The sequence below is a fragment of the Atlantibacter hermannii genome (assembly GCF_009907385.1).
Lineage (GTDB): Bacteria > Pseudomonadota > Gammaproteobacteria > Enterobacterales > Enterobacteriaceae > Atlantibacter > Atlantibacter hermannii_A.
Genome location: NZ_JAAATR010000005.1, coordinates 102455 through 128634 on the forward strand (window position 1 = coordinate 102455; position 26180 = coordinate 128634).

The 26180-nt window shown below is 53.1% G+C and carries 33 protein-coding genes and 3 pseudogenes; 23 read left to right on the forward strand and 13 right to left on the reverse strand.

The genetic code is table 11. The features are described 5' to 3' along the window. Window positions 1–125: 125 nt before the first annotated feature. Window positions 126–446: a hypothetical protein gene (locus tag GV764_RS02310; RefSeq protein ID WP_161658902.1), complete on the reverse strand. Its 321-nt coding sequence runs from the start codon at window positions 444–446 to the stop codon at window positions 126–128. A gap of 54 nt (window positions 447–500) precedes the next feature. Between GV764_RS02310 and GV764_RS02315 the strand changes: the two genes are divergently transcribed. The 3 genes from GV764_RS02315 (at window position 501) to GV764_RS02325 (ending at window position 2436) form a co-directional block, all read left to right on the forward strand. Then, a complete protein-coding gene (locus GV764_RS02315) occupies window positions 501–971 on the forward strand; it encodes an Hsp20 family protein (RefSeq protein ID WP_161658903.1) in 471 nt (156 codons plus the stop codon). A 107-nt stretch (window positions 972–1078) separates the two neighbouring features. Then, entirely contained in the window at window positions 1079–1675 is a 597-nt protein-coding gene (locus GV764_RS02320) for a DUF1349 domain-containing protein (RefSeq protein ID WP_161658904.1), read from the forward strand. A gap of 179 nt (window positions 1676–1854) precedes the next feature. Beyond that, a complete protein-coding gene (locus GV764_RS02325) occupies window positions 1855–2436 on the forward strand; it encodes a DUF4142 domain-containing protein (protein ID WP_161658905.1) in 582 nt (193 codons plus the stop codon). Between the two features lie 349 nt (window positions 2437–2785). Here the strand turns inward: GV764_RS02325 and arsC are convergent, their stop codons facing one another. The 10 genes from arsC to GV764_RS02375 form a co-directional block, all read right to left on the reverse strand. Next, window positions 2786–3208 carry a glutaredoxin-dependent arsenate reductase gene (arsC, locus tag GV764_RS02330; RefSeq protein ID WP_161658906.1) on the reverse strand — a complete coding sequence of 141 codons (423 nt, stop codon included), beginning with the start codon at window positions 3206–3208 and terminating at the stop codon, window positions 2786–2788. A gap of 12 nt (window positions 3209–3220) precedes the next feature. Continuing rightward, window positions 3221–4510: an arsenic transporter gene (locus tag GV764_RS02335; protein ID WP_161658907.1), complete on the reverse strand. Its 1290-nt coding sequence runs from the start codon at window positions 4508–4510 to the stop codon at window positions 3221–3223. 44 nt (window positions 4511–4554) lie between these two features. Further along, window positions 4555–4875, reverse strand: coding sequence for a metalloregulator ArsR/SmtB family transcription factor (locus tag GV764_RS02340; protein WP_161658908.1), 321 nt, complete (start codon window positions 4873–4875; stop codon window positions 4555–4557). A 235-nt stretch (window positions 4876–5110) separates the two neighbouring features. Continuing rightward, window positions 5111–6376 carry a tyrosine-type recombinase/integrase gene (locus tag GV764_RS02345; protein WP_161658909.1) on the reverse strand — a complete coding sequence of 422 codons (1266 nt, stop codon included), beginning with the start codon at window positions 6374–6376 and terminating at the stop codon, window positions 5111–5113. Beyond that, window positions 6376–6588 (reverse strand): excisionase family protein, encoded by a 213-nt coding sequence (gene xisR / locus GV764_RS02350; protein WP_144129407.1) that lies wholly within the window; start codon window positions 6586–6588, stop codon window positions 6376–6378. The genes GV764_RS02345 and xisR overlap by 1 nt, the downstream gene beginning before the upstream one ends. A gap of 64 nt (window positions 6589–6652) precedes the next feature. Beyond that, entirely contained in the window at window positions 6653–6883 is a 231-nt protein-coding gene (locus GV764_RS02355) for a DUF4060 family protein (protein WP_161658910.1), read from the reverse strand. Window positions 6884–6916: 33 nt separating this feature from the next. Next, window positions 6917–7996 (reverse strand): RecT family recombinase, encoded by a 1080-nt coding sequence (locus tag GV764_RS02360; protein WP_161658911.1) that lies wholly within the window; start codon window positions 7994–7996, stop codon window positions 6917–6919. Window positions 7997–8007: 11 nt separating this feature from the next. Then, complete coding sequence (locus GV764_RS02365; protein ID WP_161658912.1) at window positions 8008–11409, reverse strand: RecE family exodeoxyribonuclease; 3402 nt, start codon at window positions 11407–11409, stop codon at window positions 8008–8010. Window positions 11410–11539: 130 nt separating this feature from the next. Next, entirely contained in the window at window positions 11540–11914 is a 375-nt protein-coding gene (locus tag GV764_RS22335) for a YdaE family protein (protein WP_476561204.1), read from the reverse strand. 249 nt (window positions 11915–12163) lie between these two features. Further along, the gene (locus GV764_RS02375; RefSeq protein WP_161658913.1) at window positions 12164–12916 is read right to left on the reverse strand and encodes a LexA family protein; all 753 of its coding nucleotides are present in this window, start codon (window positions 12914–12916) and stop codon (window positions 12164–12166) included. Window positions 12917–12956: 40 nt separating this feature from the next. On the opposite strand from GV764_RS02375, the gene GV764_RS02380 reads away from it, so the two are divergent. From GV764_RS02380 to GV764_RS02415, 8 genes and pseudogenes are all read left to right on the forward strand, one after another. Beyond that, window positions 12957–13190 (forward strand): transcriptional regulator, encoded by a 234-nt coding sequence (locus GV764_RS02380; RefSeq protein WP_161658914.1) that lies wholly within the window; start codon window positions 12957–12959, stop codon window positions 13188–13190. Window positions 13191–13205: 15 nt separating this feature from the next. Beyond that, entirely contained in the window at window positions 13206–13745 is a 540-nt protein-coding gene (locus GV764_RS02385; RefSeq protein WP_161658915.1) for a toxin YdaT domain-containing protein, read from the forward strand. Between the two features lie 442 nt (window positions 13746–14187). Next, window positions 14188–15162 (forward strand): replication protein, encoded by a 975-nt coding sequence (locus GV764_RS02390; protein WP_161658961.1) that lies wholly within the window; start codon window positions 14188–14190, stop codon window positions 15160–15162. Then, window positions 15159–15890: a replication protein P gene (locus GV764_RS02395; protein ID WP_161658916.1), complete on the forward strand. Its 732-nt coding sequence runs from the start codon at window positions 15159–15161 to the stop codon at window positions 15888–15890. The genes GV764_RS02390 and GV764_RS02395 overlap by 4 nt, the downstream gene beginning before the upstream one ends. A gap of 2 nt (window positions 15891–15892) precedes the next feature. Beyond that, window positions 15893–16492, forward strand: coding sequence for a hypothetical protein (locus GV764_RS02400; RefSeq protein ID WP_161658917.1), 600 nt, complete (start codon window positions 15893–15895; stop codon window positions 16490–16492). After that, window positions 16489–17190: a hypothetical protein gene (locus tag GV764_RS22035; protein WP_236651823.1), complete on the forward strand. Its 702-nt coding sequence runs from the start codon at window positions 16489–16491 to the stop codon at window positions 17188–17190. The genes GV764_RS02400 and GV764_RS22035 overlap by 4 nt, the downstream gene beginning before the upstream one ends. Continuing rightward, window positions 17187–17654: pseudogene (locus GV764_RS22040) on the forward strand (class I SAM-dependent methyltransferase); the annotation flags it as partial. The gene GV764_RS22035 and the pseudogene GV764_RS22040, both read left to right, overlap by 4 nt. A 278-nt stretch (window positions 17655–17932) precedes the next feature. Beyond that, window positions 17933–20071 carry a DNA cytosine methyltransferase gene (locus tag GV764_RS02415; RefSeq protein ID WP_161658919.1) on the forward strand — a complete coding sequence of 713 codons (2139 nt, stop codon included), beginning with the start codon at window positions 17933–17935 and terminating at the stop codon, window positions 20069–20071. Between the two features lie 235 nt (window positions 20072–20306). Here GV764_RS02415 and GV764_RS02420 read toward each other — a convergent pair whose 3' ends face one another. Next, entirely contained in the window at window positions 20307–20639 is a 333-nt protein-coding gene (locus tag GV764_RS02420; protein WP_161658920.1) for a DMT family transporter, read from the reverse strand. Window positions 20640–21117: 478 nt separating this feature from the next. On the opposite strand from GV764_RS02420, the gene GV764_RS02425 reads away from it, so the two are divergent. The 7 genes from GV764_RS02425 (at window position 21118) to GV764_RS02455 (ending at window position 24093) form a co-directional block, all read left to right on the forward strand. Then, window positions 21118–21555 (forward strand): recombination protein NinB, encoded by a 438-nt coding sequence (locus GV764_RS02425; RefSeq protein ID WP_161658921.1) that lies wholly within the window; start codon window positions 21118–21120, stop codon window positions 21553–21555. Then, window positions 21548–21715 (forward strand): NinE family protein, encoded by a 168-nt coding sequence (locus GV764_RS02430; protein WP_161658922.1) that lies wholly within the window; start codon window positions 21548–21550, stop codon window positions 21713–21715. Before GV764_RS02425 ends, GV764_RS02430 begins: the two co-directional genes overlap by 8 nt. After that, on the forward strand, window positions 21712–22380 hold the full coding sequence (locus GV764_RS02435) for a metallophosphoesterase (protein ID WP_161658923.1): 669 nt from the start codon (window positions 21712–21714) through the stop codon (window positions 22378–22380). The genes GV764_RS02430 and GV764_RS02435 overlap by 4 nt, the downstream gene beginning before the upstream one ends. Further along, window positions 22373–22972, forward strand: coding sequence for a recombination protein NinG (locus GV764_RS02440; RefSeq protein WP_161658924.1), 600 nt, complete (start codon window positions 22373–22375; stop codon window positions 22970–22972). The genes GV764_RS02435 and GV764_RS02440 overlap by 8 nt, the downstream gene beginning before the upstream one ends. Continuing rightward, on the forward strand, window positions 22969–23109 hold the full coding sequence (locus tag GV764_RS02445) for a YlcG family protein (protein ID WP_161658925.1): 141 nt from the start codon (window positions 22969–22971) through the stop codon (window positions 23107–23109). The genes GV764_RS02440 and GV764_RS02445 overlap by 4 nt, the downstream gene beginning before the upstream one ends. Continuing rightward, a complete protein-coding gene (locus GV764_RS02450) occupies window positions 23106–23795 on the forward strand; it encodes a bacteriophage antitermination protein Q (protein WP_161658926.1) in 690 nt (229 codons plus the stop codon). Before GV764_RS02445 ends, GV764_RS02450 begins: the two co-directional genes overlap by 4 nt. Window positions 23796–23910: 115 nt before the next feature. Beyond that, window positions 23911–24093 carry a hypothetical protein gene (locus tag GV764_RS02455; protein WP_161658927.1) on the forward strand — a complete coding sequence of 61 codons (183 nt, stop codon included), beginning with the start codon at window positions 23911–23913 and terminating at the stop codon, window positions 24091–24093. Here GV764_RS02455 and GV764_RS02460 read toward each other — a convergent pair. After that, window positions 24090–24371 (reverse strand): type V toxin-antitoxin system endoribonuclease antitoxin GhoS, encoded by a 282-nt coding sequence (locus tag GV764_RS02460; protein WP_110497820.1) that lies wholly within the window; start codon window positions 24369–24371, stop codon window positions 24090–24092. The two genes, GV764_RS02455 and GV764_RS02460, sit on opposite strands and share 4 nt — an antisense overlap. A 258-nt stretch (window positions 24372–24629) precedes the next feature. On the opposite strand from GV764_RS02460, the gene GV764_RS02465 reads away from it, so the two are divergent. The 5 genes and pseudogenes from GV764_RS02465 to GV764_RS02485 all read left to right on the forward strand — a co-directional run bounded on the left by GV764_RS02465 (window position 24630) and on the right by GV764_RS02485 (window position 26142). Further along, complete coding sequence (locus GV764_RS02465) at window positions 24630–24836, forward strand: phage holin family protein (RefSeq protein WP_161658928.1); 207 nt, start codon at window positions 24630–24632, stop codon at window positions 24834–24836. Continuing rightward, window positions 24814–25308, forward strand: a pseudogene (locus tag GV764_RS02470) (lysozyme); the annotation flags it as partial. The gene GV764_RS02465 and the pseudogene GV764_RS02470, both read left to right, overlap by 23 nt. An 81-nt stretch (window positions 25309–25389) precedes the next feature. Beyond that, window positions 25390–25656, forward strand: a pseudogene (locus GV764_RS02475) (DUF2570 domain-containing protein); the annotation flags it as partial. Further along, entirely contained in the window at window positions 25601–25924 is a 324-nt protein-coding gene (gene lysC / locus GV764_RS22340; RefSeq protein WP_476561207.1) for an Rz1-like lysis system protein LysC, read from the forward strand. The pseudogene GV764_RS02475 and the gene lysC, both read left to right, overlap by 56 nt. A gap of 29 nt (window positions 25925–25953) precedes the next feature. Further along, on the forward strand, window positions 25954–26142 hold the full coding sequence (locus GV764_RS02485) for a hypothetical protein (RefSeq protein WP_161658932.1): 189 nt from the start codon (window positions 25954–25956) through the stop codon (window positions 26140–26142). The last annotated feature ends 38 nt before the right edge of the window (window positions 26143–26180 follow it).

Consider the following 26180-nt stretch of genomic DNA (forward strand, 5'->3'; position numbering starts at 1 on the left):
AAAGGGGCCGAATAAAATCACGATCCAAAAGTCTTTAATAAGTGAGTAATTAAAGACCGATTTTTCGAAAACTTTGTCTATCGCTTTCAGGCTGCGTCATTTTAGCGGACGATGTAGCCTCATGGTTACAGCGCCAGGCCAATCACCGCATTGACCACCGTTGAGGCCATCATGACGCCGCCGACGATAAAAAAAGCACGGTTTTTCCGGGTCGCGCCCAGGGTCAGTAAAACAACGGCTGTCGCAAAAAACGGGATGGCGATGATGCTGAAGGTGTTCATGATTTTCCCTGTACATTTTTTCAATTGATTAATGACAGAATAGGGACGCTGCGGCACCCCATTCAACTCTCTTTTCTTGTAGGCGCCGGGCAGCTTGTTCAGGAAATTTTTTTCATTGCCCCCCTTGAAACCGCCGTCGGCGATCCTATTTTTAGTATCGGACAAGCCACGCTTGCCTTTAACTTGAGCTTTTGAATTGATGATTCAGGAGGTTAACTTATGGCACTCAGAACCTTGTCAGCCTTCCCGGGCTTAGCTGACTCTGTGTTTAGCGATCGCTTTAACCGTATCGATCGGCTTTTTAGCCAGTTAACGGGGGATACGCCCGTTTCCGCATCACCCGCTTACGATTTGAAAAAAGTAGACGGGAATCACTATCTGCTTACCTTAAGCGTACCCGGCTGGAAAGAAGATGAGCTTGAAATTGAAACGGTGGGCGGCAACCTTCATGTCTCGGGTAAACGTTCGGCCAGCGAGTCGGAGAGCGAAGAGGGCTGGATTTACCGCGGCATCCGACGCGCCGATTTTCGCCTGAGCTTCTCATTACCTGAATTCGCGAAGGTCGATAATGCGAAACTGGATAGCGGGCTGTTATACGTTTCCATTTATCAGGAAATCCCGGAAAGCGAAAAGCCGCGTAAAATCGCCATTGAAAATTCGCAGCAGGTCATCGAGCATAAAGCCTCATAATGGCATCGTCATTGACTGTGTAAAGGCCCACTTCGGTGGGCCTTATTGTTTTCCGTTGAGAAGCCTTTGCCAGCTGCTATAAATAACATGATGCGAGGAGGCAACTGATGACCCTGATTCATTCGCTGCAAGCTGAGGGCGGGTACTGGATTAACCCACCCGATATTTATTGCCTGGAAAATGGACACCTGGCCTTTACCACACACGCTGACACGGACTTCTGGGCGCGCACGTATTATGGTTTTCAGCGCCATAGCGGTCACGCGTATGGATTTTATGTCGAAGGGGAATTTACTCTCCAGGTAAAAGTCAGGGCTGAATTTACCCATCTTTATGACCAGGCCGGCATCTTTATTCTGGACGATGAAGAACGCTGGGTTAAGGCGGGTATTGAGTTTAATGACGAGCAACCCGCTATCAGCAGCGTGGTCACGCGTGGCACATCGGACTGGGCAACCGGTCTGTTCACGGGCGATCCTGGCACATTCTGGATGCGCGCTACCCTGAAAAACGAAGCATTGCGCATCCAGTATTCCGCAGACGGTAAAACGTGGCCGCTGCTGAGGCTGTGCCACTGGCCGGAATGTCAAAAGCGATTTGTAGGCGTCATGGCATGTACGCCGGAGAGGCAGGGACTGGAGGTCGCTTTCGGCGATTTTTCCCTCGGTAAACCCTCCGACAAGCCGCTACACGACCTTTCCTGAGGGAAATTTCCGGCCATTTATCGCGCTTTTATTCCGCTATTTCCTGCCATTCTCCGTTGAGGCCATCACTTAACCTGTGGTCTGGCACTATACTGACCATAACCGTTGTCATTTTCATACGAAACCGCGCACGGTTGATTATCTGGCACAACCTCATCCACGAGCACCAGGAGAGTAAAATGCAAAAGCGTAAGACCTTGAAAAGTCTGCTCGCCATTTCGGCAATCGCAGCGATGTTCAGCACCGTCAGCGTGCAGGCCCAGACGCAGACCAACGCCGCGCAGAATAGCACCGCAGGCCAGACCGCATCGAACGCCAGACTCAGCGCTGACGATGAAAAAGCGTTAAAGGACATGGCGCAGGCCAATATCAATGAAGTCGCCGCCGCCAGAATCGCGCTGCAAAAGGCCCAAAGTAGCGAAGTCAAAGCCTTCGCTCAGAAGATGATCGAAGACCACGGCAGTGCCCTGACTAAAGTGCAGGCGGTTGCCGGGCAAAAAGGCGTGTCGCTGCCGACTGAGCCGGACGCCATGCACAAAGAGATGGCCGCGAAGCTTGAACAGCAGACTGGCGATGCCTTTGACAAGATGTACATGGAAAACGCGGGCACCAAAGATCATGAAATGGTGCTGTCGAAACTGAAGAGTGATGCACAGAATATCAAGGATCCCGATGTGAAGGCCCTGGCCGATGCACATACGCCCATCGTTGAGCAGCACCTGAAATCAGCTCAGCAGATGTCGATGCAATCAGGCAAGTAAACAGGCTGTTGGGCGGATAACAACCCCTGATATTCATGCTGTGTGATAACAACGGGAATTGACCCGAGCCGCCGTTCGACAGGCTGCGCGGCGTAACTAATGCGAAGGATCGCACCTGACAGGCAGTCGGTTGCTTCAACCTTATAGCCTTACAGACATAACCGTGAATTTACGATGCCCTGTACACAGAGTTTTACCCCCATTTCCCTGTAAAAACAGCCTTTACCGGAAAGGCTGAACATGATGGCAGGCTCTGTGCGTCATCTGTCCGGATATCGACAGTACGAGCCGCCTCCTTCATCCCTGAGAGGAGGCGCTGAGGGTCAGGCCTTATAACATTGAGCAGGCGCTAAACTCGCTTCCCTGCTTCGTTAACCACTTTTTCCCCATCCTCTTTTGTAAACGCCCCTTTTTGATCATCGGGGAGAATATCCAGCACCTTTTCTGACGGGCGGCATAAACGTGTGCCAAGCGGTGTGACTACCACCGGACGATTGATCAGGATCGGATACTGAAGCATAAAATCGATTAATTGCGCATCGGAAAATGCGTCTTCATCAAGCCCCAGTTGTTCATATGGTTCAACGTTGTTACGCAGTAACGCGCGCACCGTAATTCCCATATCTGAGATGAGTTTAATGAGTTCATTGCGGGACGGCGGTGTATCAAGGTAATAAATGATAGTGGGTTCGTTACCGCTGTTACGGATCATCTCCAGCGTGTTACGTGAGGTGCCGCAGGCCGGGTTGTGATAGATGGTAATGTTGCTCATAATATTTTCTCTTTACAAAGTGATCGAGAGCCGCCACGCCAGCGCGGCCAGCGTAACAAACAGCACAGGCAGGGTCATTATGACGCCGGTGCGAAAATAATATCCCCAGCTAATGGTTATCTTTTTCTGTGAAAGAACATGCAACCACAACAAGGTGGCAAGACTGCCAATTGGGGTGATTTTCGGGCCCAAATCACAGCCGATCACATTGGCATAAATCATCGCCGCTTTGATGACGCCGTCCGCGGTGCTCCCGTCAATTGACAGCGCGCCAATCAGCACCGTAGGCATATTGTTCATCACTGACGACAGAAAGGCCGCCAGGAAACCCGTGCCGAACGTTGCGGTCCATAATCCTTTTTCCGCCAACAGATTCAGGACGTCTGAAAGATACGCCGTTAATCCGGCATTGCGCAGGCCGTAGACAACCAGGTACATACCCAACGAGAAAATAACAATCTGCCAGGGTGCGCCACGGAGCACTTTTCCGGTGTTAATGGCATGGCCTTTTTTCGCCACCACAAACAACACCGTTGTGCCAACGGCGGCTATCGCGCTGACCGGGATCCCCAGCGGTTCAAGAACAAAGAATCCGATAAGCAGAAACAGCAGAACAATCCGGCCCGCCCGGAATGTCGCCGGATCCTTTATCGCACTGGCGGGGGGCTTGAGTCGGGAAACATCATACGTGGCCGGAATCTCCCTGCGAAAGAAGAGATGCAGCATAACCAGCGTTGCCGCAATGGCAGCCAGATCCACCGGAACCATGACGGAGGCGTACTGCGTAAATCCCAGACCGAAGAAATCGGCCGAGACGATATTCACCAGATTAGAAACAATAAGCGGCAGACTGGCGGTATCCGCGATAAAGCCGGCGGCCATTACAAAGGCCAGTGTGGTGCCCTGGCTGAACCCCAGTGCGAGAAGCATGGCGATCACTATCGGCGTCAGAATAAGCGCGGCGCCGTCATTGGCAAACAGCGCAGCAACAGCCGCGCCCAGCAGAACTATCCAGGTAAACAGTAACCGTCCGCTCCCGTTACCCCATCGGGAGACATGCAGTGCAGCCCATTCAAAGAAGCCCGATTCATCGAGTAACAGGCTGATGATGATCACTGCGATAAACGCGGCCGTCGCGTTCCAGACAATATTCCAGACCACGGGAATATCACTGAGGTGGATAACGCCTGAAGCCAGCGCCAGCACGGCCCCGATGCTCGCGCTCCAGCCGATACTGAGGCCTTTCGGTTGCCAAATAACCAGCAACAATGTCAGTAAAAAAATACTCCCTGCCAGTAACATTCTGAACTCCATCATATCTGTTTTTGTGTATGTGACTTGTCGGCTCAGCAGGCAGCGCAGGCCGATTTTGCCAGACATTTACGCACATCTTCCCGCAGGCACTGCCAGGATGCCGCGATCGTCTCAGCTGCCCATGCCGGTATGTGGGGTGACAGGCGGTAGTGGATCCACTTGCCTTCACGGCGGTCCAGAACCAGCCCGGCTTCACGCAGTATGGCCATGTGGCGTGAGATTTTAGGCTGTGAACCCGCAGTAGCCGCGCAGATATCGCAGACGCACAGTTCGCCGGCCTCCCGGAGAAGCATGACAATGGCAAGACGAGTTTCATCCGACAGGATTTTGAAAAGTTGAACAGGTTGTAACATTCCTGACTCCGCGCCCTTGAGATTACATATATGATAAAGCATATGTGTTGCGTTTAACATCATCCCTCGCTTTTGAGGAGAAAAAGGGCACACATTCCTGTCCTGAACGTATCCCATTACTCTTCTGAATCCACGCAATCACACAAATTTTACAATCACTTGCCGATTCTGTTACTATACCCCCCTATAGTACTGTTGATGTGTCATAACCTCCTGATTTTTAACGGTTATTTTATTATTTAATGCTTTTCAGGGGCGTAATGGGGGCGGTTGCCAATTTTCCATTCAGCATCTCAACCTGATCCCCGTCGAATTCTTTAATCCAGGATGAATAGACGCGATAGACCATTTGCGCATCTTCATGCCCGAGCTGGCTGGCGATAAACGTAGGGTTTGCACCCGCAGATAACGCCCAGCACGCAAAAGTATGCCGGGTCTGGTAAGGCGTTCTTCTGCGGATGCCGCTTTTATTCACTGATGCATCCCACCGATCGCTTATGGACTGAGTGGAGAAATACTTGCCTGGCTGACCGTAACGCAAACCCGGTACGAAAACGAAACGGTGATTTTGGATCTCGGTTTTTCCATACTCCCTGAAATGCTGAACAATCTCTGTAATCGCTAAGCTGCCGGTAACTGAATACTGGGCTTTCAGAGCTTCAAGAGCAGGGGCGAGTAGGGTGATGATGCGATCACCCGCGAGTGTTTTAGGTGGAACAAAATCACCCCGGCCTGTCAGGTTCCTCCTGATATGAACCGTGCCTGCATTTAAATCAACATCGTCCCATGCAAGCGCCGCAATTTCCCCGTGACGCAGGCCTGAATTAATGGCGAACTGCCACATATTTCGATCCTGTCCGGTTATCGCCAGTATGAGCGTGGCATATTCATCCCTGAGAAGAGGGTCTGGTTTGGTGCGATCTTTATGTAGCTTGGGAATGTACTCAAACGGCTTATCTTGTATGAATTTGCTCCGGTGGGCATAACGAAGAATCTGACAGGTCAGAGATATATAGTCGTTGACCGTGTTAACACTGCGACCGACTTTCTTTCTCTTGTGGCCATCGGCATAAAAAGTTTCTCCCCGCAGTAGTTCTTTGCGGTAGTTCATCATGTCGCTGTGTGTGATATCGGCTATAGGCGTCATCTCGCCGATGATCCTGTTCATTGTCTTTAGCTGGGCGAGAACACGTGCCATGGTATTCTTTGAGATATCTTCTTCTTTTGCACCCAACCAGAGTGCGACTAACTCTCCCCATGTTTTAGCCACACGTGTGGAAGTAAATTTTTTAACCGCATTGGACTCTGGAAAACGAAGCGCGTAATCGAACTCGCCCAGTTGGATCTCGCTCATGATCAGCGCGCGCAGGCTGCCGGCTTTTTTGATATTGGCATTATTGACTACCCAACCCTTCAGTACCTCACGACAACGCTTGCCACGGAAGGTGAAGGTGATACGAATTTTTCCGTTATGTATTTCAACACCCTTTGGGTAATTCATTACGATTCCTGTACCAGCTGATTGATGCGCGGATAGTTGTACCAGATGATCCCTCGTTTGGTTTCCTTCCCTGTCATTGTGACTTTTTTGAAGTGAACACCTTCCACCCATGTTCCATGGCGATGCTCTTTGATCTGCCGGTTACTCAGGCCGGTTTTTTCGGCCAGTTTTAACTCGACAACCCATTCTTCGTTAAAAATAACCTGTGCCATAGTTGCTCCATGGCGGCAGGCATGAGTATATCCATGCCCGCCGCAGTGAGTTGATAAATCGATATCAACAGACGACGGCCCGCAACCGCCGCATGCCTGTCATTGCCGTGGCTACATAGCTGGATTTGCGGTTAACCACTTCCACAATCACCTTTGTTCCCTGTACTGCCACCGCATAGGTGGATTTTGTTTTCTGAGGACCGTAATCGCCGAATCTGGTTACGTGTTCTGCCAGTGCTGCATTACATGCCTGCCGTGCAATTGGTGATGATTTGCTGCGGTTGATTAGTCTCATCGTTAACCGGGAGGGCGAACCCTCCCGCCTCCCTTAGCCGACATACTCAGGTTTCATATCCAGCAGCGTGATGCTGAACTTCTCGTACAGCTCATCGCCCAGGTGGCGTTTCGCCGCCGTCAGGGTCTGCTCAGCCTTCGCGAATCGTTCAACGGCATCCGGTTCATTTGGCTGCGGAAGGGAGTTGATCGCCGCTTCGACTTTGTTGCGCGCATCCACCAGGTAGTAGCGCTTCACGGCTTTATTTTTCAGTTCAGTAAACAGGGCGGTGCCCAGTCTGGCTTTCGCTGCTTCGATATCCGCACGTACAGCTTTCGCGCTGTCGACGTCTTCAGCAGTTTCAATGCGGTCGCGGAAATCATCGGCCAGGGCATCGATGTTCGGGGTGGACTCCTGAACATTGCTGGTGGCTACACTGTCGCCCGTAATTTCCTGGACGGTAACGCGCGGCACGGGTTCCGGGTTAATAACCTTCTCCTGGCGTTCTTCCAGTTCATCCGGCGTGTAAACACCCATAATGACGTCAGGGCAGTACAGCCGGGCCCAGCGTTTAACCGCCAGATAAGCGAGCTGCTGGCGGGGATCATCTGCCCAAAGCGGGGAGTTGCGCACACGAGCCTGAGCCAGCAGGAGGTCAAGTTCACGCGGTTCGTCTTCACCTTTCAGCCGGGCGCGGATGATAATGCCGATCCCGGTTTCGTCAGCCATCGTCCAGCCGGGTACCCGGTATTCACCTTTCTCGCCTTTTTTGATACTGAATTTACCGATTACATTTTCCCACGGGCCATACCACTCATATTCAAAGCGGGAGGCCAGCACGCCGCTGCGTGAGATGACGGCATTAACCAGCTGAGCTTCATAGCTCAGCGCACCGTTAATCAGGTGGGTTTTCTGAGCGACCGCAAAGGGATTCATCTGCCACTGCGCTGCCTGCATAGCGACGGCCATGCAGTCTGCCGGATTACCCTGCAGGTGGCGCGGTACCGTTGCGGAGCCCTGCGCCATCATCTGGGCAAAGGCGCTGATTGCGTTAAGGTACTGCGAATCAAAAAGCGCAATATTGGAGTTAACGACAGCTGTTTGATCAGCCACTGCTACGTTTGAGTTTTGCATCTGTTTTCCCCTTAAGCCGTGCGCAGCGCTTCGAGGCGGCGCATATCGTAGTCGTTCAGTTCGTCGGTGTAATCGTCAACAATCGGTGCTGGCCACTCGCCGGTATCGAATGCGTTCGCGATTGCGCGCATGGTAGTGCGGTACTCAAGCGCGCCCAGCTCCAGCAGTTCCTGGCTGGCTTCGACAATGGCGATCCAGTGGTAACCTTCGTCTTTGTTCACGAATATCCAGAAGAACTGATCCAGTGCTGCAGTTTCGGTATACATGGCCGCGCTCAGGTGATAATCGCGGTCAATGATTTCGCGGTGGAGCCGGGCGCGCAGAGCTGACTGCTTGATGTTCCACATGCTTATCGTCTTGAGGTCAGCCCCGATGCGGATGCCGTTCATATCGATTTCAAGGTCCGGGCGTACCCGGATTTCCAGCCCGGTTTCTTCGTCAATCCCGAAATAGCTCACCTCGACGGCGCGGCCTGAATGAGTCAGGAACTTACCGGCGGTCGGGTGGGCCAGTAACGCCGACTGAATGGCTTGGGCGGTCGCCAGCTGCTGGCGCGTTACCAGAATTTTTTCCTCCGGATTTTCGCGCCAGGCGTCCAGTAGTTCGTCCGCAAACACCGCATCCGGTTTAACGGACTTCACCGCCTGGATCATCTCCGCTTTCGTGCCGGACACTTTCAACGGTGCCGGTTTCTGCGCTTCCTGAGCCACCAGGTCAGGGTTGATGATCGCCAGCTGCTCGAGGAGCGCATCACGGCTACCGCTGGTTTTCACCGGCGCGGGCAGGGTGGCGTTGTGCTCCTTAATGCAGGCTTTCATTGCCGTCGCTGTCTGCTTCTGGTCAGGCTCAATACGCTGATATTCTGCGGGCAGAGCCATATAGCTCTGCGCTGTCTCTTCCAGACTGCCGCCCAGCGGCAGTGGAGCTGTCAGGGTGGCGTTGTGCTCTTCCAGCAGCGCTTTGATATCGTCAGCGCTCAGCAGCGCCGGCAGGCTGGCGTTGTGTTCGTCGATAAACGCGCGCAGCGTTGCGGTGGTGGTGAACGCACCCTGCGGGATTTCAGGCTCAATACTGAATTCTGCGTGCAGGTTCTCCGGTTGCAGTGCCAGCGCATGCACCAGGTTACCCATATCCAGCACTTTGGACTGCTCGCGGGAAATGGTCTTTTCAACGTGGCGCGCATTGAAATACATCAGCGATACACGGGCATCTTTCACCATGGTTGAGCTGATACCGTTCGCGGCGTGGTAAACGTTGTTCGGCACCCCTTCATATCGGCCTGGTTCGAAGAAAGCCGGGTACTCGATTACTGGCTCTTCTTCAGTGTCCGAAATATTTTCAGGAATATTTTGTTGTTCAGATTGCTGTTCAGCGGCGGCAGCGAGGGCCGGGCAGCCAGCGGTAAAAACTTCGGCAGCGTTTACGGCATCTGCCTGCGAATGATCTGCATCAGCGCTTTCGCCTGTTGATACCGGTGTACCAGCCGGGATTTCGTTACTGACAGCCGTTTCCATCTGCACATCTTCGGTAACCTCCAATTCTTCGCGTATGCCTTCGGCCATTTCCTGATAAGTGGCGTCGCCCATTACCGGGCCGTTGTCCGGATTAGCCGGGGTGTTACCGGTCATCACTTCGATAGAGAACACACCAGCGCCTAGGTTTTCGACCTTCGACTGTGCGGCTGCTTCTTCAGCCCGGCGGCGCGCCCCTTCTTCCCGGACGCGCTGTAAATTCTCTTCGTGAGTACAGAAAGTTTTACGTGGCGTTTTATCCCATTTCGGATCAGCCGGGTCGCTGATACCCTCAACATATTCTCCGCGGTCAGCAGCCAGTTGTTTATTCAGGGTTTCACGGCTGAATTGCGCAGCCTCTACAGTTGCAGCATCTGGCTTGTCATGCTGGTGTTCTTTCAGGTTTGCGCTGATGTAGGTTTGCAGGCTGACCGGGAAATGATGGACGTTCTCGGCGGCGCCACGGATCAGTGCGAAAATTGATGCGCGCGAATAATCCAGGATACCCGCTGTTTTGCGAAGCGCGGCAGACCATTCCTTGAACGGGCTTTCTTTTTTCTCAATGATTTCTCTGGCGCGGCGGTGAATGGCGCCCGGGATGTTGTAGATATCGAAATCCATTGGCAGGGTCGCGGCTGCGATCTCGTAATCAAGCGTATCCAGGGTATGCGTGTAGTCCTGGCTGCGATCGGTCGCGATGCCGCCGCCAGCGTTCGTGCCGGTATCGGTACGCTGGATAGCGGCCACGCGGTTGCCTTTGGCCCACTCTTTCACAAGCAGACCTTTGTCGATATACGACGTTTCGCTCCAGGCCTTCAGGAACTGCAGCATCACACCAAGCTCGGGTGTTTTACGATCCTGCGGAAACACTTCCCTGACCGCCTCGGTCAGTTTCCACAGGTCGTATTCTTTGACGTCTTTCAGCGCAGGCGCGTTTTCAGCAGCCAGTAGCAGGTTCTGGGCGTATGAGTTATCGACATCCATTTCCAGCTTAATAACTTCTTTCTTCTGCTCCAGGGTGATGTGATAGGCGTACTCATTTTCAGAAATGAGCTGGGCGAGAAGGCGCTGGCGGAATGGCAGGGTTGCCACGGTGATAAGCTCTGGCACTTCAGCGTCGCGGAATTCCTGGACGATTTCAGAGGTGGTGTCGCTGATGTTATTAATTTCAGGCCAGTCCTGAACGAGGTCAGCCCACTCTTTAACGAGCTGGGAGCGATCACCCGGTTCAGCTTCCACCCAGGCTGTGATAAAGCCGTTAAGGGCGCTTACTTCGTGGTTTTGATCCAGTGGGAATAATTCTTTAACGGCCTGAATGAGTTTCCACTCAACATGCGCAGACAGTTCATCAATGCCTGGTACATCCCGGCAGGCCTGCAGCAGGTTCTGGATATAGAGATTACTTTCATCCGCCTCAGCTGCGCCGATTTGCACGTGCAGGGCTTCGCTGATTTCTTTCTCTTCCGTATCGTTAAGCAGGTGCGCAATCAGGCGCTGCGGCAGGCGCAGGCGCGCTATCGGGCGGAGTAGTGCAGGGGCGTCGGCAGCCGTCGCACTGGCGTTACCGGTATTGTCTGCCAGCTGCGCGCGCTCGTCCTGGATATTTACTGAATCCGCGGCTTTTGAAATTTGATTCCATGACTTCCCGTCTTCGCCGAGTTCGTAACGATCGCACCAGGTATCATCCAGAACGCGTTCGGCGGGCAAGTCGTCAACAACAAGCCAGTTTGTACGGACCGGCAGCTGGTAATCCGCGCCACGACCAGTTTCAATTTCGGCGTCTTCCAGGATGTTTTCGATTTCACGTTGGGCGCGTGAGTCGGATTTGGCAGAGAGCCAGCAAAACAGGTTTTTTTCTCCTGACTTCGCTTTTGCCTTAATGAGAAACGCATAGGTGTTCATTGCGTCTGTGCTCCTTTGGGTTGTAAGATCCCCGGCGCTTGTAAGAGCCGCCTTCGGTTTAGGTGAAAAATTCCGGTATGCTTTGGTCGGTGTTACCGGACGTAAGGCCCGCTTCGGCGGGTTTTTGCGTTTATGGCTCGTGAGCCATCTGGTCGTACCCGGCGCACTGCCTGGAGCAGTACTGCCGTTCTTCGCGGGCTAGCATGTTGCCGCGCAGTAAAAGCAGGGTGCTTTTTACTTCGTCGCCAGGCTGAAGAGGGCTTTTGCAGTAGGCGCATTTCGCACCGGTTGTTTCCTGTCCGTGAATCATCGGATCACCCCAGCCATTCAGAAGAACTTCCACAAGACAATCGTTAATACGTGTGGCGCCGCGCATGGTGCGCAGGTAAACGTATTTGCCGCGAACCGCTGACACATTCCAGGTGTGCCCGTCGTGCTTTGCCAGCATGCCCGGTGCCACGCACTGGCGAATGATGTGCATCGTGCCGTAGTGTTGATTAACCATCTCATCCTCTGCCGTTATCGCCCGGCTGGCGGAACATTGCTGATTACTCGGCGCTGTGTTTGTGTATCTGTTTGGATGAAATTAATTTAGCGTAATGCTAAATATCAAGCAATAGCGAAATGCTAAATATATTAAGCCTTTTATTTAGCAAATTGATTTGAAAGGAATTAAATTTTTTCTGAAGTGTTAGCTGATAAATCTCAGACGAAAAAAAGCCCGCGTTAGCGAGCCTGGAAAGATTTAACAAAGTTATGGGATGTTCAAAATTTTAGCATCTACAACAACGCCTATTATTTTGCAGTTGCCATTGATTTCGACCATCGGATATTGAGGGTTTAAAGGCTTGAGGAAGCGACGACCTGCATCAATGACCAGTTTTTTGAACGTGGCTTCGTTATCCTGTTCTAATTTAGCTACAACAAGTTTCCCATTTCGAGGTTCGATTTCGGGATCAACAAGAATGGCAGCCCCCTCAGGAATGCTTAACCCTCCCGGTGAAGTCATCGAGTCTCCTTTTACTTCAAGCCAGAATGAGTCTTCAGAGCAATCTACAGTGGTGTCATACCAGCGCTCAACGGCTTTTCGGTGATAAGGCTCTACAGCTTCCATCCATTCTCCTGCACTGACCCAACTTATAACTGGGTAGCTGCCTTTTGGCTCATGTAAGCCCCTAAACGCAACATTAGATGCATTTTCCTTAGGGTGTAGGGAATCCATCCAGCCTGACGGCAGACTCAATGCTGTTTCAATTTTCCTTGCCAATCTGTCACCAACGTTTCTGTTGGGATTATCTCCAATTAACTGGCTAAGCATAGCGGGGCTCATATCTGCCAGTTCAGCAAACTGTGCCTTAGTCATTCCTGACTCAAGACGCTTTTGCTCAAAGAGTGATTCAAGATTGGCTTTTCTGATTTCTTTATTTTCCATGCCGCCATTTTTACCACTTTTAGCAAATTGATAAATGTGCAAATTGCTAAATGTTTCTTGCGTGATATTTAGCATAACGCTAAACTCCAGATCGATTCCTGTGATGGAGAAACTTATGAGTAATGAACTTCTGCGCTGGCGCAAAGGCGCAACCACTAATGAGTGGGCACAACTAGCCAACCTTGCCAACACAACTACTGGCTATTTGGATCAGATTGCTTACGGAAATCGTAGAGCATCCCCTGAAATGGCCAAAGCAATCGAAGCAGCCTCGTATCACTTCAAAGGTCAAGCTCCGGTTATGAAAGAAAGCCTCGTTTTCGCTTCACCTCGCATTTCCGCAGCATAAATTGAGGATCACGAAATGCATTCGCAATCACTTCATTTTCGGAAGAGTACCGGAACAGTACCGGTCACGTTGATAAATCGCTATCAAGCTAAGCTCGAGATAACACATGAGCAACTGCGAACTGCGGTTCGTGCCTGGGCTGCTGCGATCGATAACCAGGATGTAGTGGGGGGACTCATTGTTGAGGAATACAAATCACTGGGCGGCGAGCTGGATTTTCCTACGGAAATTTGTCGCCAGCGCCAAAAGCTCTTCCGCTGGCTGGATGGCGATACCGATTACGCCCGCGAAAATATCCGCGAGTTAACGCCGGCAATTCTTAATGTTCTGCCGCTGGAGTTCCGTACACGACTTATCCCCCAGGAAGACATCCTTTCGCGCGTAGCGACGGCGATGAAAGAGTGCGCCGAAGCCAAGCAGGCCGTGCTGATGAAAGCGCCTGAACATCAGAAGCTGAAAGAGGTGAGCGAGGGGATCGCGTCGTTGTTTCGCCTGATGCCCGAGCAGGTCGGGCCGCTGATGACGATGGTCACGTCGATGCTGGGTGTCATGTAACCGGGGCCGCTTATGAACCATGAGCAGTTTATCGAGAAGCACGTCCGTGAGGAGCTTATCCGCCTGGGTTTTCCGGTGCCGGTGGCTCAGGGGGGGGGCGTTCCAGGCCGTGGACTTATACCGGCGCATGTCTCAGGCAAGCCGCAAGGGGAAAATTTTCGATGATGTTTTACGACACGCGAAATTGTGGGCAGAGAAACAAACAACCTCAGCCGACAGGTTCGAAGAAAAGCGCGTTAAGCGTACCGAACAGCGCGGGCTGTTCTGAAAGGGTGAAGACCGTGCTGGTGGAACAGCAACGGCCTTCGGATGCAAAAACGGGTAGTCATTGCGAGGTCATTATGACAAACACCAATTTAAATTACCAGGCGCGGGAGGCATAGCAATGTCGAATGTCGCCTACGCCAATTTCGCGGCGCATTCCGCCGCCAGGAGCAACCGGATGGAAAACCAGAAGACCGGATTCATCCCGTTGTACCGGAGTGTGCTTAAACAACCCTGGTCTAAAGATGTTTTCCTGCGAACGCTGTGGGACAACCTTCTGCTGAACGCCGCCCGACAGCCGTACACAGCAAGTTTTAAGGGGCGTCAGTGGCCACTGCAAACCGGACAACTGGTGACCACCTCAGCCGATCTGGGGCTGAATCTGTGCGACCGAAACGGAGAGCCAGCGAGCCGCCATGCGGTGGATCGGATGCTCTCATTTTTTGAGAAAGAAGGGATGATTTCCACCGTCGGTGAACGTCGGAAAGGCACAGTGATCACTATCACAAATTATGTGCTTTACGCTCAAAAAATAGACAATTTGCCCGCGCATAAAGCCGAGCATAACGGCGAGCATTACCCCGAGCATAACGAACCCAGCAACGGCGCGGGTCTGGAGGGTAATGCCGCGCATAAGCCCGAGCAAATAGCCGCGCTTAAACCCGCGCATCATGAACAACAAGGTAATAACAACAATAAAAACATTAAAAGATCTACGTTTCGGAATTCTGAAGAATCTCGTAACGACGCCACTGAAAAATTTCTCTCTCGTCACCCTGAAGCAGCTGACGGAATTTACACCCCGTCAGGCAAGTCATGGGGTACTGCTGACGACCTGAAAGCTGCCCGCTGGATTTACTCACAACTGCTGACGGTCAACGCCAGTCTGTCCGAACCGAAGTGGGTTGAATGGGCCAATACAATCCGCCTTATGCGCTTACAGGACCACCGCACGCATTACGAAATCTGCGACCTGCTGAAATGGGCAAGCAAAGACGATTTCTGGGGCGAGAACATCATGAGCCCGTCCGGCCTTCGCAAAAAGTGGGATCGTCTGACTGCCAAACGCGCACGTAAACCGAAAAACTCCCGCGCCAGCACAACGCCGCTGGATTTCGATAACACCGACTGGGCGGAGGGTCTGCTGCCATGAAAAACATTGGTACCGAGATGCGTAATTTCGATCGTGAGCAAATGCGCCGCGTTGCGATGGGTATGCCGGAGCAGCAATCCGAATCTCGCCAGGAGCATGCCGCCCAGATATTCAACGATTTGTTTCGCCAGCTGCGCGCTGCGTTCCCGGCCAGCATGTCCGTTTTTAAAACCCAGGCGGATATCGACGAATTCCGTCGCCAGTGGCTGCTGGCTTTTGCGGAAAATGGGATCATCAGCTTCGCACAGGTCGACGCTGGGATGCGCATTGCCCGCACACAGGAAAAACCGTTCATGCCGTCGCCCGGTCAGTTCGTGGCATGGTGCCGCGCCGAGGAAAGCGCCGCCGTGGGTCTGCCTGACCAGAACGAGCTGGTAAAGCTGGTTTACGAGTACTGCCGCAACCGCAGCCGTTACAGCGACGCAGAATCCTACTCATGGCCTGACAACGACATCACCCCGCGCACCGTGAAATACCGCGCCTGTTACTGGATGGTCACAACCCTGTACCAGCAGATGCGCTCTTACGGGCTTACCGACATGGAGCTCAACCGCAAAGCCGGTGAAGAGCTGGCGAAAATGGTGAAACGCATTCGCGCTGGTGAAGTGATTCCTGAGCCGGTTGCGCGTCTGCCGGTGCTGGGCAGCAAACCTGTTACGCGTGAGCAAGGAATGGCGAAAATTCAGGAAATCCGGGCGAAGTTTGGGCTTAAAGGCGGGAGGGCTTAATCATGACAACGAATTCAGTAAACGCCGTTATCATATTCCTGGCTAACCGGGAAGGGAATCTCCATGAAATTGCTGCGGCTATCAGCATGGAACCAAACCGGACCTCAACTCTGCTGGGTGGCCTGCTGCGTAGCGGGACCGTGGTTCGCTCCGGGCGCATGCGGAAATACGTTTACCGGCTGGCGCAGGACTTCCGCACTCCGGAGCAAATCTACCAGGCCCGGGTTAAAGCTGTTCAGGCAGCGCTGGCAGAACAGCGTCGACTAACCTTCGCCGGGGTGAAAAATCTGCTTCGCGAAAGCGAATGGATCACGCGGGCCTTTCTCGATCTGGCCTGTAAAAACGGCGACCTTCACAAGCAGGGTAAGCAGGGGTTCTTCCTGACTTTTGAGGATTACGAAGCCTACATCGGGGAAAGCACCCGCCGCAGCGATGCAAAGCGCAGGGCAACCAGCGCCGCATACCGCGAAGCACGAAAAGCACAGCCCAGACCAGCTAAGTCAGAAAAGCCAGCGGCCTCAGTGAACGTCGTCTGCGATGAATGCCGCCAGAACTGGCAGGGCTATCAGATCCACAAACTTTTCGGGAGTGCCCGCGCATGAAAGACATGACCCATGAGCAGTTGATACGCGCCACCTACGTGGCCGCAAAGTACGAAAATCCGAAGACGGCGCAACTACTGACAGAGTTGGCGGGAAGGCTGAACTGCGCACTGATTGCCGCACGCACCGCCTGCGCAGAACGTGCAACCGCCATGAAGGCAGAAATCGAGTGGGAAACGGCCATGCGTCAGGCTACCGGGGCAGACAGCGTTGATGATGTGGTCAGCGTGATCGATCAGCTTAAATCTGACCTTACGGCGATGGCGTCGGAAAATCTGACCCTGAAAGAATCGACAAAAAACGGCGTGATCGAACCCCACCAGATGACCAGTCGTGGCGTTTCTGTCGGGGTAAAAAACGTGATTGTAAATCGAGAAATCAAAACCCCGGCCACCGACGCATTCCTGGCTGAAGTGCTGGCCAGCGCGATACCTGAAGGTTGCGCCATTGTGCCTCAACAGATTTTCCTTGATCCATCCGACATTGAGTCTATTTGCTCGCAATGCGGTGACGGCAATGAATCCGGGTACGGTGATTTTACTGACGGTCTGTTGTGGGTTGGCAATATTCAACGTGACGACGGCAGCATTGTCCACGGCCTGCATATCTCATCCGCCGATTACTCAGAGGAAGGTGGTGTAACAGTTTGCGAGTTCGCCGCCCAACTGCGCGGTAACAGCAATGGAGGTGCGCTGTGAGTGAGCAAACCATTCTCGACATGTGCTGTGGCTCGCGCATGTTCTGGCATGACAAAACCGACCCGCGCGCCGTCTTTTGCGATATTCGCGCTGAGGAGCACGTACTTTGCGATGAGCGCCGCCTGGTTATCAGCCCTGATGTAATCGCTGATTTCCGCGCGCTGCCGTTCGCCAACGCTACGTTTCCGGTAGCGGTCTTCGATCCGCCGCATCTTGAACGTGTTGGCCCTAATGACTGGCAGGGTAAAAAGTACGGAAAATTGAACCGGGAAACCTGGCGAGATGATTTGCGTATTGGGTTTGCTGAGGCGTTTCGCGTCCTGAGGCCTCACGGCGTTTTGATTTTTAAATGGAGTGAGGTGCAGATCCCCGTTAGCCAGATACTGGCCCTTACCGATGAAAAACCAGCAGTGTGGCAACGTACCGGGAAAAATGACAAAACGCACTGGATTAGTTTTGTTAAGAAAGGAGTATCTGAGCGAGCAGAGCATGATCACCTGATGCAGTACGCTACCAATCGCATCGTAGAACTTGAAAGCCTGCTGCTGGTGGATGTGCCGGAAACAGTCTGGCCCGCTGAAGTCGGCATGGTCTATTCACAGGTAGAAAGCGCCAGAGATCTTCCTGCGCACCACCAGCGCCGCCTGAAACATCACATCAACCGCATGTGGCTGGAAAAAATGCCGGTACCGGCGATCATCACTGCTGCCTGTTCGCTGGCCGCGGCCATGGAGAAATACGCGTGAGAGAAATCATCGTTGATAATTTTGCTGGTGGCGGCGGGGCGTCTACCGGAATTGAACTGGCAACCGGCCGCAGTGTGGATATTGCGATTAACCACGACGAGAACGCCGTCGCCATGCACACCACGAACCATCCGGATACTTTGCACTACTGCGAATCGGTGTTTGATGTAAACCCGATGGCGGCGACGGCAGGCCGCCCGGTGGGGCTGGCATGGTTTAGCCCGGATTGCCGCCACTTCTCGAAGGCCAAGGGCTCAAAGCCGGTGGAGAAAGAAATTCGCGGTCTGGCGTGGATCGTTATTCGCTGGGCGCTGGCGGTGCGGCCACGCGTGATGATGCTGGAGAACGTCGAAGAGTTTAAAACGTGGGGGCCACTTTTACGCGAAATGCCGTTTATCAGCTGGGCTGAGCGCCACTTAAGTGATTTTATTGGCCCTCCTATTCCAACAGAGCAGCGGCCTGACCCTGAGCGTGCCGGAGAAACCTTCGAAGCGTTCTGCGGCATGCTTTCCGGCGGTATCCCCGCCGGGCATCCGGCGCTGGCAGAGTGCTGCGAATTCCTGGGCATTGCCGCCGACGGCGAACAGGCGCAGCAGCTGGTGGACGGGCTCGGATATGCTGTAGATTACCGCGAACTGCGGGCCTGTGATTTCGGCGCACCGACAATCAGAAAACGCTTTTTCATGGTTATGCGGTGCGACGGCGTGCCGGTGAGCTGGCCGGAGCCGACACACGGTGATCCTAAATCATCAGCAGTGCAGAGCGGTAAGCTGAAAGCCTGGCGGACGGCGGCGGAATGTATCGACTGGACTATCCCTGCGCCGTCCATATTCGACCGCAAAAAGCCGCTGGCGGAAAACACCCTCAAACGCATTGCCCGGGGCATTCAGCGGTTCGTGATCGACAATGCGTCGCCGTTCATCGTGAAGTGCAACCACACTACCACGAAAGGCAAATATGACTGTTTCCGCGGCCAGGCGCTGGGCGAACCGTTGCAGACCATCACCAAAACCCATGGCTACGCAATCGCGGTACCGCACCTGACGAAGTTTCGCACCGGCGCAACCGGGCAGGATGTCACCGAGCCGGTGCCCACAGTCACCGCCGGTACGTCAAAGCGCCCGGGTGGTAACGGGCATGCTCTCGGTCTGGTGGAAGCCGCGTTGACTCCTTTTCTGGCTGGCAGCGGCGGCAGTGAGTACCAGGCAAAGCCGCGCTCGCTGAATAAACCGGCTCATACAATCCTGAAAGAGTCACGGTCATGCGTCGTTGCGCCGGTGATCGCCCGCCAGTTCGGTGCCAGCATCGGCCACCGCGCTGATGAGCCGAGCGCAACAATAACTGCTGGTGGCGGCGGTAAATCGCAGCTGGTGACACCGACGCTGATCCAGATGGGTTACGGCGAGCGCCCCGGGCAGGAACCGCGCGTGCCAGGCCTGCATAAGCCGCTGGGTACAGTGGTGGCGGGCGGGAATAAATTCGCGACGGTGAGCGCATTCTTGGCGAAACACTACGGCGGTAACTACTCGGGACCAGGCGTCGGTTTAGATGAGCCTGTTCATTCAGTTACCACGGTCGATCACCACGCAGTTGTCGCTGCGCATTTAATGGTCAATAACACTGGTCATCCGGGCGGTTCGCTGGGCAATCCGGCTCATACCTTAACTACGGGAAATCATCATGCTGCAATAACCTCTCATTTGGTGAAATTGCGCGGCACCTGCCGGGACGGACAACCAACCAGTGAACCAATGCCAACGGTGACGGCGGGCGGCCTGCACGTAGGGGAGGTGAAAACCACTCTTGCGGTCGATGAATACGACGAACATCGCGCGCAGCAGACGCTTGAGTTTCTGCGGGAATACTGTGGCGAGGATTGCGACGGGCTGGTGACAGTTGACGGCATAACTTACCGCATCGTTGATATTGGCATGCGCATGCTGCAACCGCACGAACTATACCGGGCGCAGGGCTTCCCGGACTGGTACATCATTGACCGTGACTATCGCGGGGTGAAGTACGCGAAGGATAAGCAGGTGGCGCGCTGCGGCAACGCGGTACCGCCACCGTTCGCCGAGGCACTGGTGAGGGCGAATTTACCGGAGATGTGCTCGGTGAAAGAGCGGGCGGCATAATCGCACATTAAGCTGCCCGGCTACACAAGTTTGGGCAGCTTAGAGCGAGGAGCGGACATATTGGTTTTCTTCGCACAAAGGATAAGAGGTGGCATTTACCCAAAATGTTTAGATGATTTAGCAAATATTAAGAATTAGAAGTGGGCGGATAATGAATAATTTCTCCGCTTATCCACCTATATTCCGTTAACAATTCAAAAACTGGGATAAAGATTCAACCAATTACATAGATGGTTTAATGCGCTGCGGTTTTCGATAAAAGATTTAGAATTAAAACGCCGCAGATAATCAAGAACATTCCCAATAAAGCCCAAATATCCAATTTTTGTCCGAATACGAGCCAGCCCAGTATAGATACAGTAACGATACCAAGTCCAGACCAGACTGCATAGGCAATACCAAGTGGTATGGACTTTAAAGTAATCGATAAACAATAAAATGCAATGGCATATCCGACAACCACCACGACAGAAGGTACCAGTTTAGTAAATCCTTCACTAAGTTTCAGGCTTGTTGTTGCTACAACCTCACCTATAACAGCGATTAATAGAATAATCCACGTATTCATAATGTACCTCAACTATTAAAATAAGGATTTTGATAATAAACTAAATTAATAAAATGTGTAGTCTTGTATTTTGTATTTATTGGTGAGCAGCCCTAAGCCATTTTTAATGGCAAAAAATATGATGCTGCCGATGATAATCAAGATGTTATCTTTATTAATGTTATCCAGAGACAGGACAATGTCCGCTCTTGGCATAAAGCAGACGACAGAACAAACAGTTCATCCTCAGCATATCGTTAAATCTGAAACAAGCTGAAGCAAGACCATAAGCCACTCACGAAGTGGTTTTTTCTTTTACAATGGCTTTGAAATTACTCAATCCCTGTGCATAATAACAGTGTCAGCCTGAACAACTGACACTGATTACTCGCGCTATGGAGAACACCATGGCGCACCAAAACATCCCAAATCTCATTTCACTGACGTTTAGCGACGCCAGCGATTTTCTGCATTCTGCGGCTTCCTGTGGGGAGGCCGTATGAAACAGCAATACCTCCTCCGCAATACCAACATCCGCGCCAATGCCATCAACGCCATTAATCAGTTGCAACTCGACGAGAAGCGCCCTGTAGTCATCGAGATAAAAGAGATGACCCGCTCTATCGACCAGAACGCAAAATTATGGGCCATTTTGGGCGACATCAGCCGCCAGGTCGAATGGCATGGCCGCAAGCTATCACCTGAGTCGTGGAAGCATGTTTTTACTGCGGCACTGGTTAAGCAGGATGTGGTGCCCAATTTGTCCGGTGATGGCTTCGTGGTGCTGGGACAGTCAACCAGCAAGATGACCGTCGGCCAGATGCGCGACCTCATCGAGCTAATCCATGCCTTTGGTGCCGAACGTAACGTCCGCTGGGGTGATGAATCCCGCCTGGCTATGGAGTGGGCATCCCGCTTCGGAGGTGCCCGTGGCTAGCCCTCTCGCTCGCATCATAGAACGTCACATCTTCCGGGTTCCAGCCAGGCGCAAGCGCGCTGTCGAATTAAGTCCGTCTGATATCCCAACATTCCACTATACGGCCCACCTGGCTGATGTCCGCTGGCTGCGTCTTGCCGCCAGAAGGAAACACGCATGAGTATCTATAAACGCATCAACGGCGCTGACTGGCGCAATATCTGGGTAGTAGGCGATCTGCACGGATGCTACTCGCTGCTCATGTCTGAACTGGACCGCATTGAATTCGACCCGGCGCGCGACCTGCTGATCTCGGTTGGCGATCTCATCGACCGCGGTGCCGAGAACGTTGAGTGTATGGACCTGATTAATCAACCCTGGTTCCTGGCGGTTCGTGGTAACCACGAACAGATGATGCTGGATGGCCTGTCCCCGCATGGCAACGTCAATCACTGGATCGCCAATGGCGGTGACTGGTTCTTCTATCTCGATTACGACAAAGAGGTGCTGGCGAAAGCGCTGGCGCACAAAGTGGCTGAGCTGCCGCTGATCATCGAACTGGTGACCGGCGATAAAAAATATGTCATCTGCCATGCCGATTACCCGCACGACGAATATGAGTTCGACAAGCCCGTCGATGCCCAGCAGGTGATATGGAACCGCGAACGGATTTCCGATTCACAGGACGGTCTGGCGAAAGAAATCAAAGGCGCAGACCTGTTTGTCTTCGGCCACACTCCGGCGCGCATGCCGATCCGATTCGCGAACCAATATTACATCGACACTGGTGCCGTGTTCTGCGGCAACCTGACTATTCGCCAGTTGCAGGGTGGTGCCCATGAGTAAGCCATCCCGCCGCAAGTGCAAAGTCTGTGGCTCTTGGTTCCACCCACAGTACGCAAATATCTGGTGGTGCTCACCAGAACACGGCGCCCGTTACGCTATCGACCTGCGTGCTAAGCAGAAAGTGAAGGATACGGCAAAGCGGATCAAGGCAGAGAAGAAAGCCGAAATGGAAGGGCGTAAGCATGCCCTTGAACGCCGCCAGGCCGTGAAGCCTCTAAGTTACTTCCGCAACCAGGCGCAGCAGGCTTTTAACGAATTCATCCGGTACCGCGACAGACATCTCCCGTGCATCAGCTGCGGGCGTTATCACGACGGTCAGTATCATGCCGGTCACTTCCGCACAACCGGGGCGAATCCGGAGCTGCGCTTCAATGAGGACAATTGCCATCGCCAATGTGCCCCATGCAACAACCACCTCTCCGGCAACCTGACGGCCTACCGTCCGGCGCTAATCGCCAAAATCGGCCAGGCCCGCTTTGATGCCTTGATGGGCCCACACGAATTACCGAAATGGAAGCGCGAGGACTATATCCGGATCCGCAATGAGTACCGCGCAAAGCTTAAAGAACTGAAACAGCAGGAGGCTGCGTGAAGCCTGAATTTATCAAATCGCTCCGCATGCGCTGGCTGCGCCTCCGCATCTACCGCCGCCCGGGTTCGGTGCTGGTGGACTACCGCATTCTTCGCAATTTTATACGCATTAACCAGTTGGCAGGAGCTACAGCGTGAATACTCAATACCTGGAATTTGTACGCCAGCAGCTCATCATCGCGACCGCAGATCTGAGTGGGGCTACGAAAGGGCAGTTGATGGCCTGGCTGGAGAACGCCCAGTTCGATACCGGTACGTTTAAGCGGAAGAAGCCCAAGGTTTGGGACGAAGAAAGCGAAAAATGGGTACCAGTTGATAACCCACCGATCCCCGGCAAACAGTCACACGCAAAGGGCTCGCACATTCCTCTGGTTCAGCCGGTCGAATACTCTACCGCGTCGTGGCGTCGGGCTGTGCTGTCGCTCGAGGAGCACCAGAAGGCGTGGCTGCTCTGGAACTACAGCGAGAGCGTGCAGTGGGATCACCAAGTGGCGATAACCCAATGGGCTTGGGGTGAGTTCCGCGCGCAGATGGGGACCAAGAAGGTGGCCGGAAAAACGATGGACAGGCTGAAGGCGCTGATCTGGCTGGCGGCGCAGGATGTTAAAGCTGAGCTGGCCGGTCGTGACACATACCAGAAGCAGGAACTGGCTGAGCTGTGCGGAGTGAAGCCGGATAACTGGAGCCATAACTACGCCGACTACTGGAGTGCCATGTGCGCCATATTTGAGCGACTTGATAATGATGCTTTACTGCGAGCAGTGAGAACACGATCACAACAAAAATCAGCCCTTTCGCAGCAGAGTATTGCAAAAGTCAATTAAATAGCATACATTTAGCGTAAATCTGATATCGTCGCCATAGCTTTGGTTGTCGACTGAATCACACAACAGAGCCCGAGGTTAACGCCTTGGGCTTTTTCGTATCTGGAGGATGCTAATGAAATTTTCTGAATTGCCTGAAGATTCGAAACATCTTGCGCGCGAAGCGTTATCAAACGCTGCTGTTTGTATGAGGAGCGACGCAGGCGTTGCTGAATATGAATTGCTGGGCGAGGCTGTTGCTGCTGCGTTTGTCAAAATGGAGCGCTACGATAGCGCCCCGGATGTCTGCGCGGATTAGGATTTATCCAAACCACGCCATGTGCGCCCAGCTGATTCCGTAACTAAAACAGCGGGATCTTTTTTTACTGAGTTTGCCGTTGAGTAGGCCTTTTCAAGAACGTCTGCCCGGGTAATGTTACCGGAATAATTATACTCAGCGTCAGGGAGTTGGTATTTTGTGCCATCCCCATTCAGGATGGTCCGCTTAAAGCCTTTACCTTCCATTTTTTCATGCAGCTCTTCATAATCGTCAGAATCGGCGTTATGCAGTTCAACTCGAACAGTGAAGTTAGTCATATAATACCCATTAATTGCCTGTGGAATTATGACGTTATCAGTTTCCTTTGTCTGTGGAAAGCAGGGAACCCTGACGACCTGACAGGGTTAACAAATCGGGTTTATTAATTCTTATGCTGAACACTTAGCCCCGGCACCCGCTGGGGCTTTTCTATTTCAGGCTCCCGGAAACCCCATCAAGGTCCTGTCGTTAATTCGTCCGGAGAGCCTGATCCCCCTTCAAGTAAAGCACCCCGACAACGTCCGGAGGTGAGAGATATGCATCGTATGGAAAAATTCACTAATGGTGCCGCTGTTGGCGCAGGGACAACGACGACGCTGTTCGGCGCTCTCTCGCTTAACGACTGGGCGCTGGTTATCGGTATTGCCTGCACCATAGGCACATTCATCATCAACTGGTACTACCGCGACAGGGAGTACAGGAAAAAGTCAGGAGGTGATGATGTCCCCGGCACTCCGAAATAAAATCATCGCCTCAATCGGTGGTGGCGCTATTGCTATCGCTGCCGCCCTAATCACGGGGCCGAACGGTCACGATGGGCTGGAGGGTGTGAGGTATCAGCCCTACAGAGATGTTATTGGCGTGTGGACAGTCTGCTATGGGCATACCGGCGGTGATGTGATGCTCGGCAAAACCTACAGCGAGACTGAATGCCGCGCACTGCTCAACAAAGACCTTACCGCGGTAGCCAGGCAGATTAACCCATACATCAGGGTCGAGATTCCAGAGGCGACTCGCGGTGCACTTTACTCGTTCGTTTACAACGTGGGTGCTGGCAATTTCAAAACCTCCACGCTGCTGCGCAAAATTAACCAGGGTGATATTCAGGGCGCATGCGATCAGCTGCGTCGCTGGACTTATGCTGGTGGGCAGCAGTGGAAGGGGCTGATAACCCGGCGCGAGATTGAGCGTGAAGTCTGCCTGTGGGGCGAGAAGCCGCAGCCGAAGAAAACAGCCAGCTCGGGTAACGACTATTTTCCTGGCTCACCTGCACCAGTCGCATTTTGAGGAACAGCCATGAAACTTCGCTATCTCGCTCTGATTGCCGCGTTCCTGCTGGCTACCCTCGGTGCGCTCATCTGGTCAGCCAGCCACTATCACGATAAGTACCAGGCAGAAAAGAAACGCGCTGATACTGCTGAGCAGAATGCCAGCGCCGCTGAAACTGTCACTGCGAACGTCATACAGGCCGTTAATATCATCAACGCCATTTCAGAGGCTAACCAGGATGCAAAGAACCAGATCACACTGGAGTCACAGGGAGCCCAGGCAGATATCAAAGTGGCTGTTGCGAATGATGATTGCGCTCGTCAGCCTGTGCCTCCTGCATCTGCTGACCGGCTGCGGCAATTCGCGGACAGTTTACGTGAAGGTGCCAGTGTTGCCGCTTCCGGCAAGCCTGACTACTGAAACGCCCCAGCCGAGCATTCCCGACCCGCTGACCTACGGGGCCAGTTTGGATCTGAATGTCAGCCTGCTGTCTGCGCTGGGCCAGTGCAACATCGATAAAGCCAGCATCAGGGAAATTGAAGCATCACGAGCCTCACAATAGCGGGGATTTTTACTAACCGAGGGTAACGAATGTCATCTCCAATCATGAAGTATTTTGCATATCAGCATCTCCCGGCGCACCTGCAGGAAGTGAGCAAGCCAATTGGCGATCTTGCGACGCTGATTGATGAGTCACTGCCGGACGGCGCTGAAAAGTCAGCAGGCCTCCGCAAGTTGCTCGAAGCCAAAGATGCGCTGGTGCGCGCCAAGTTGGGCTAAGCCATTACAGAAGCTCTTCACCGAGGGGCTTCGATAAT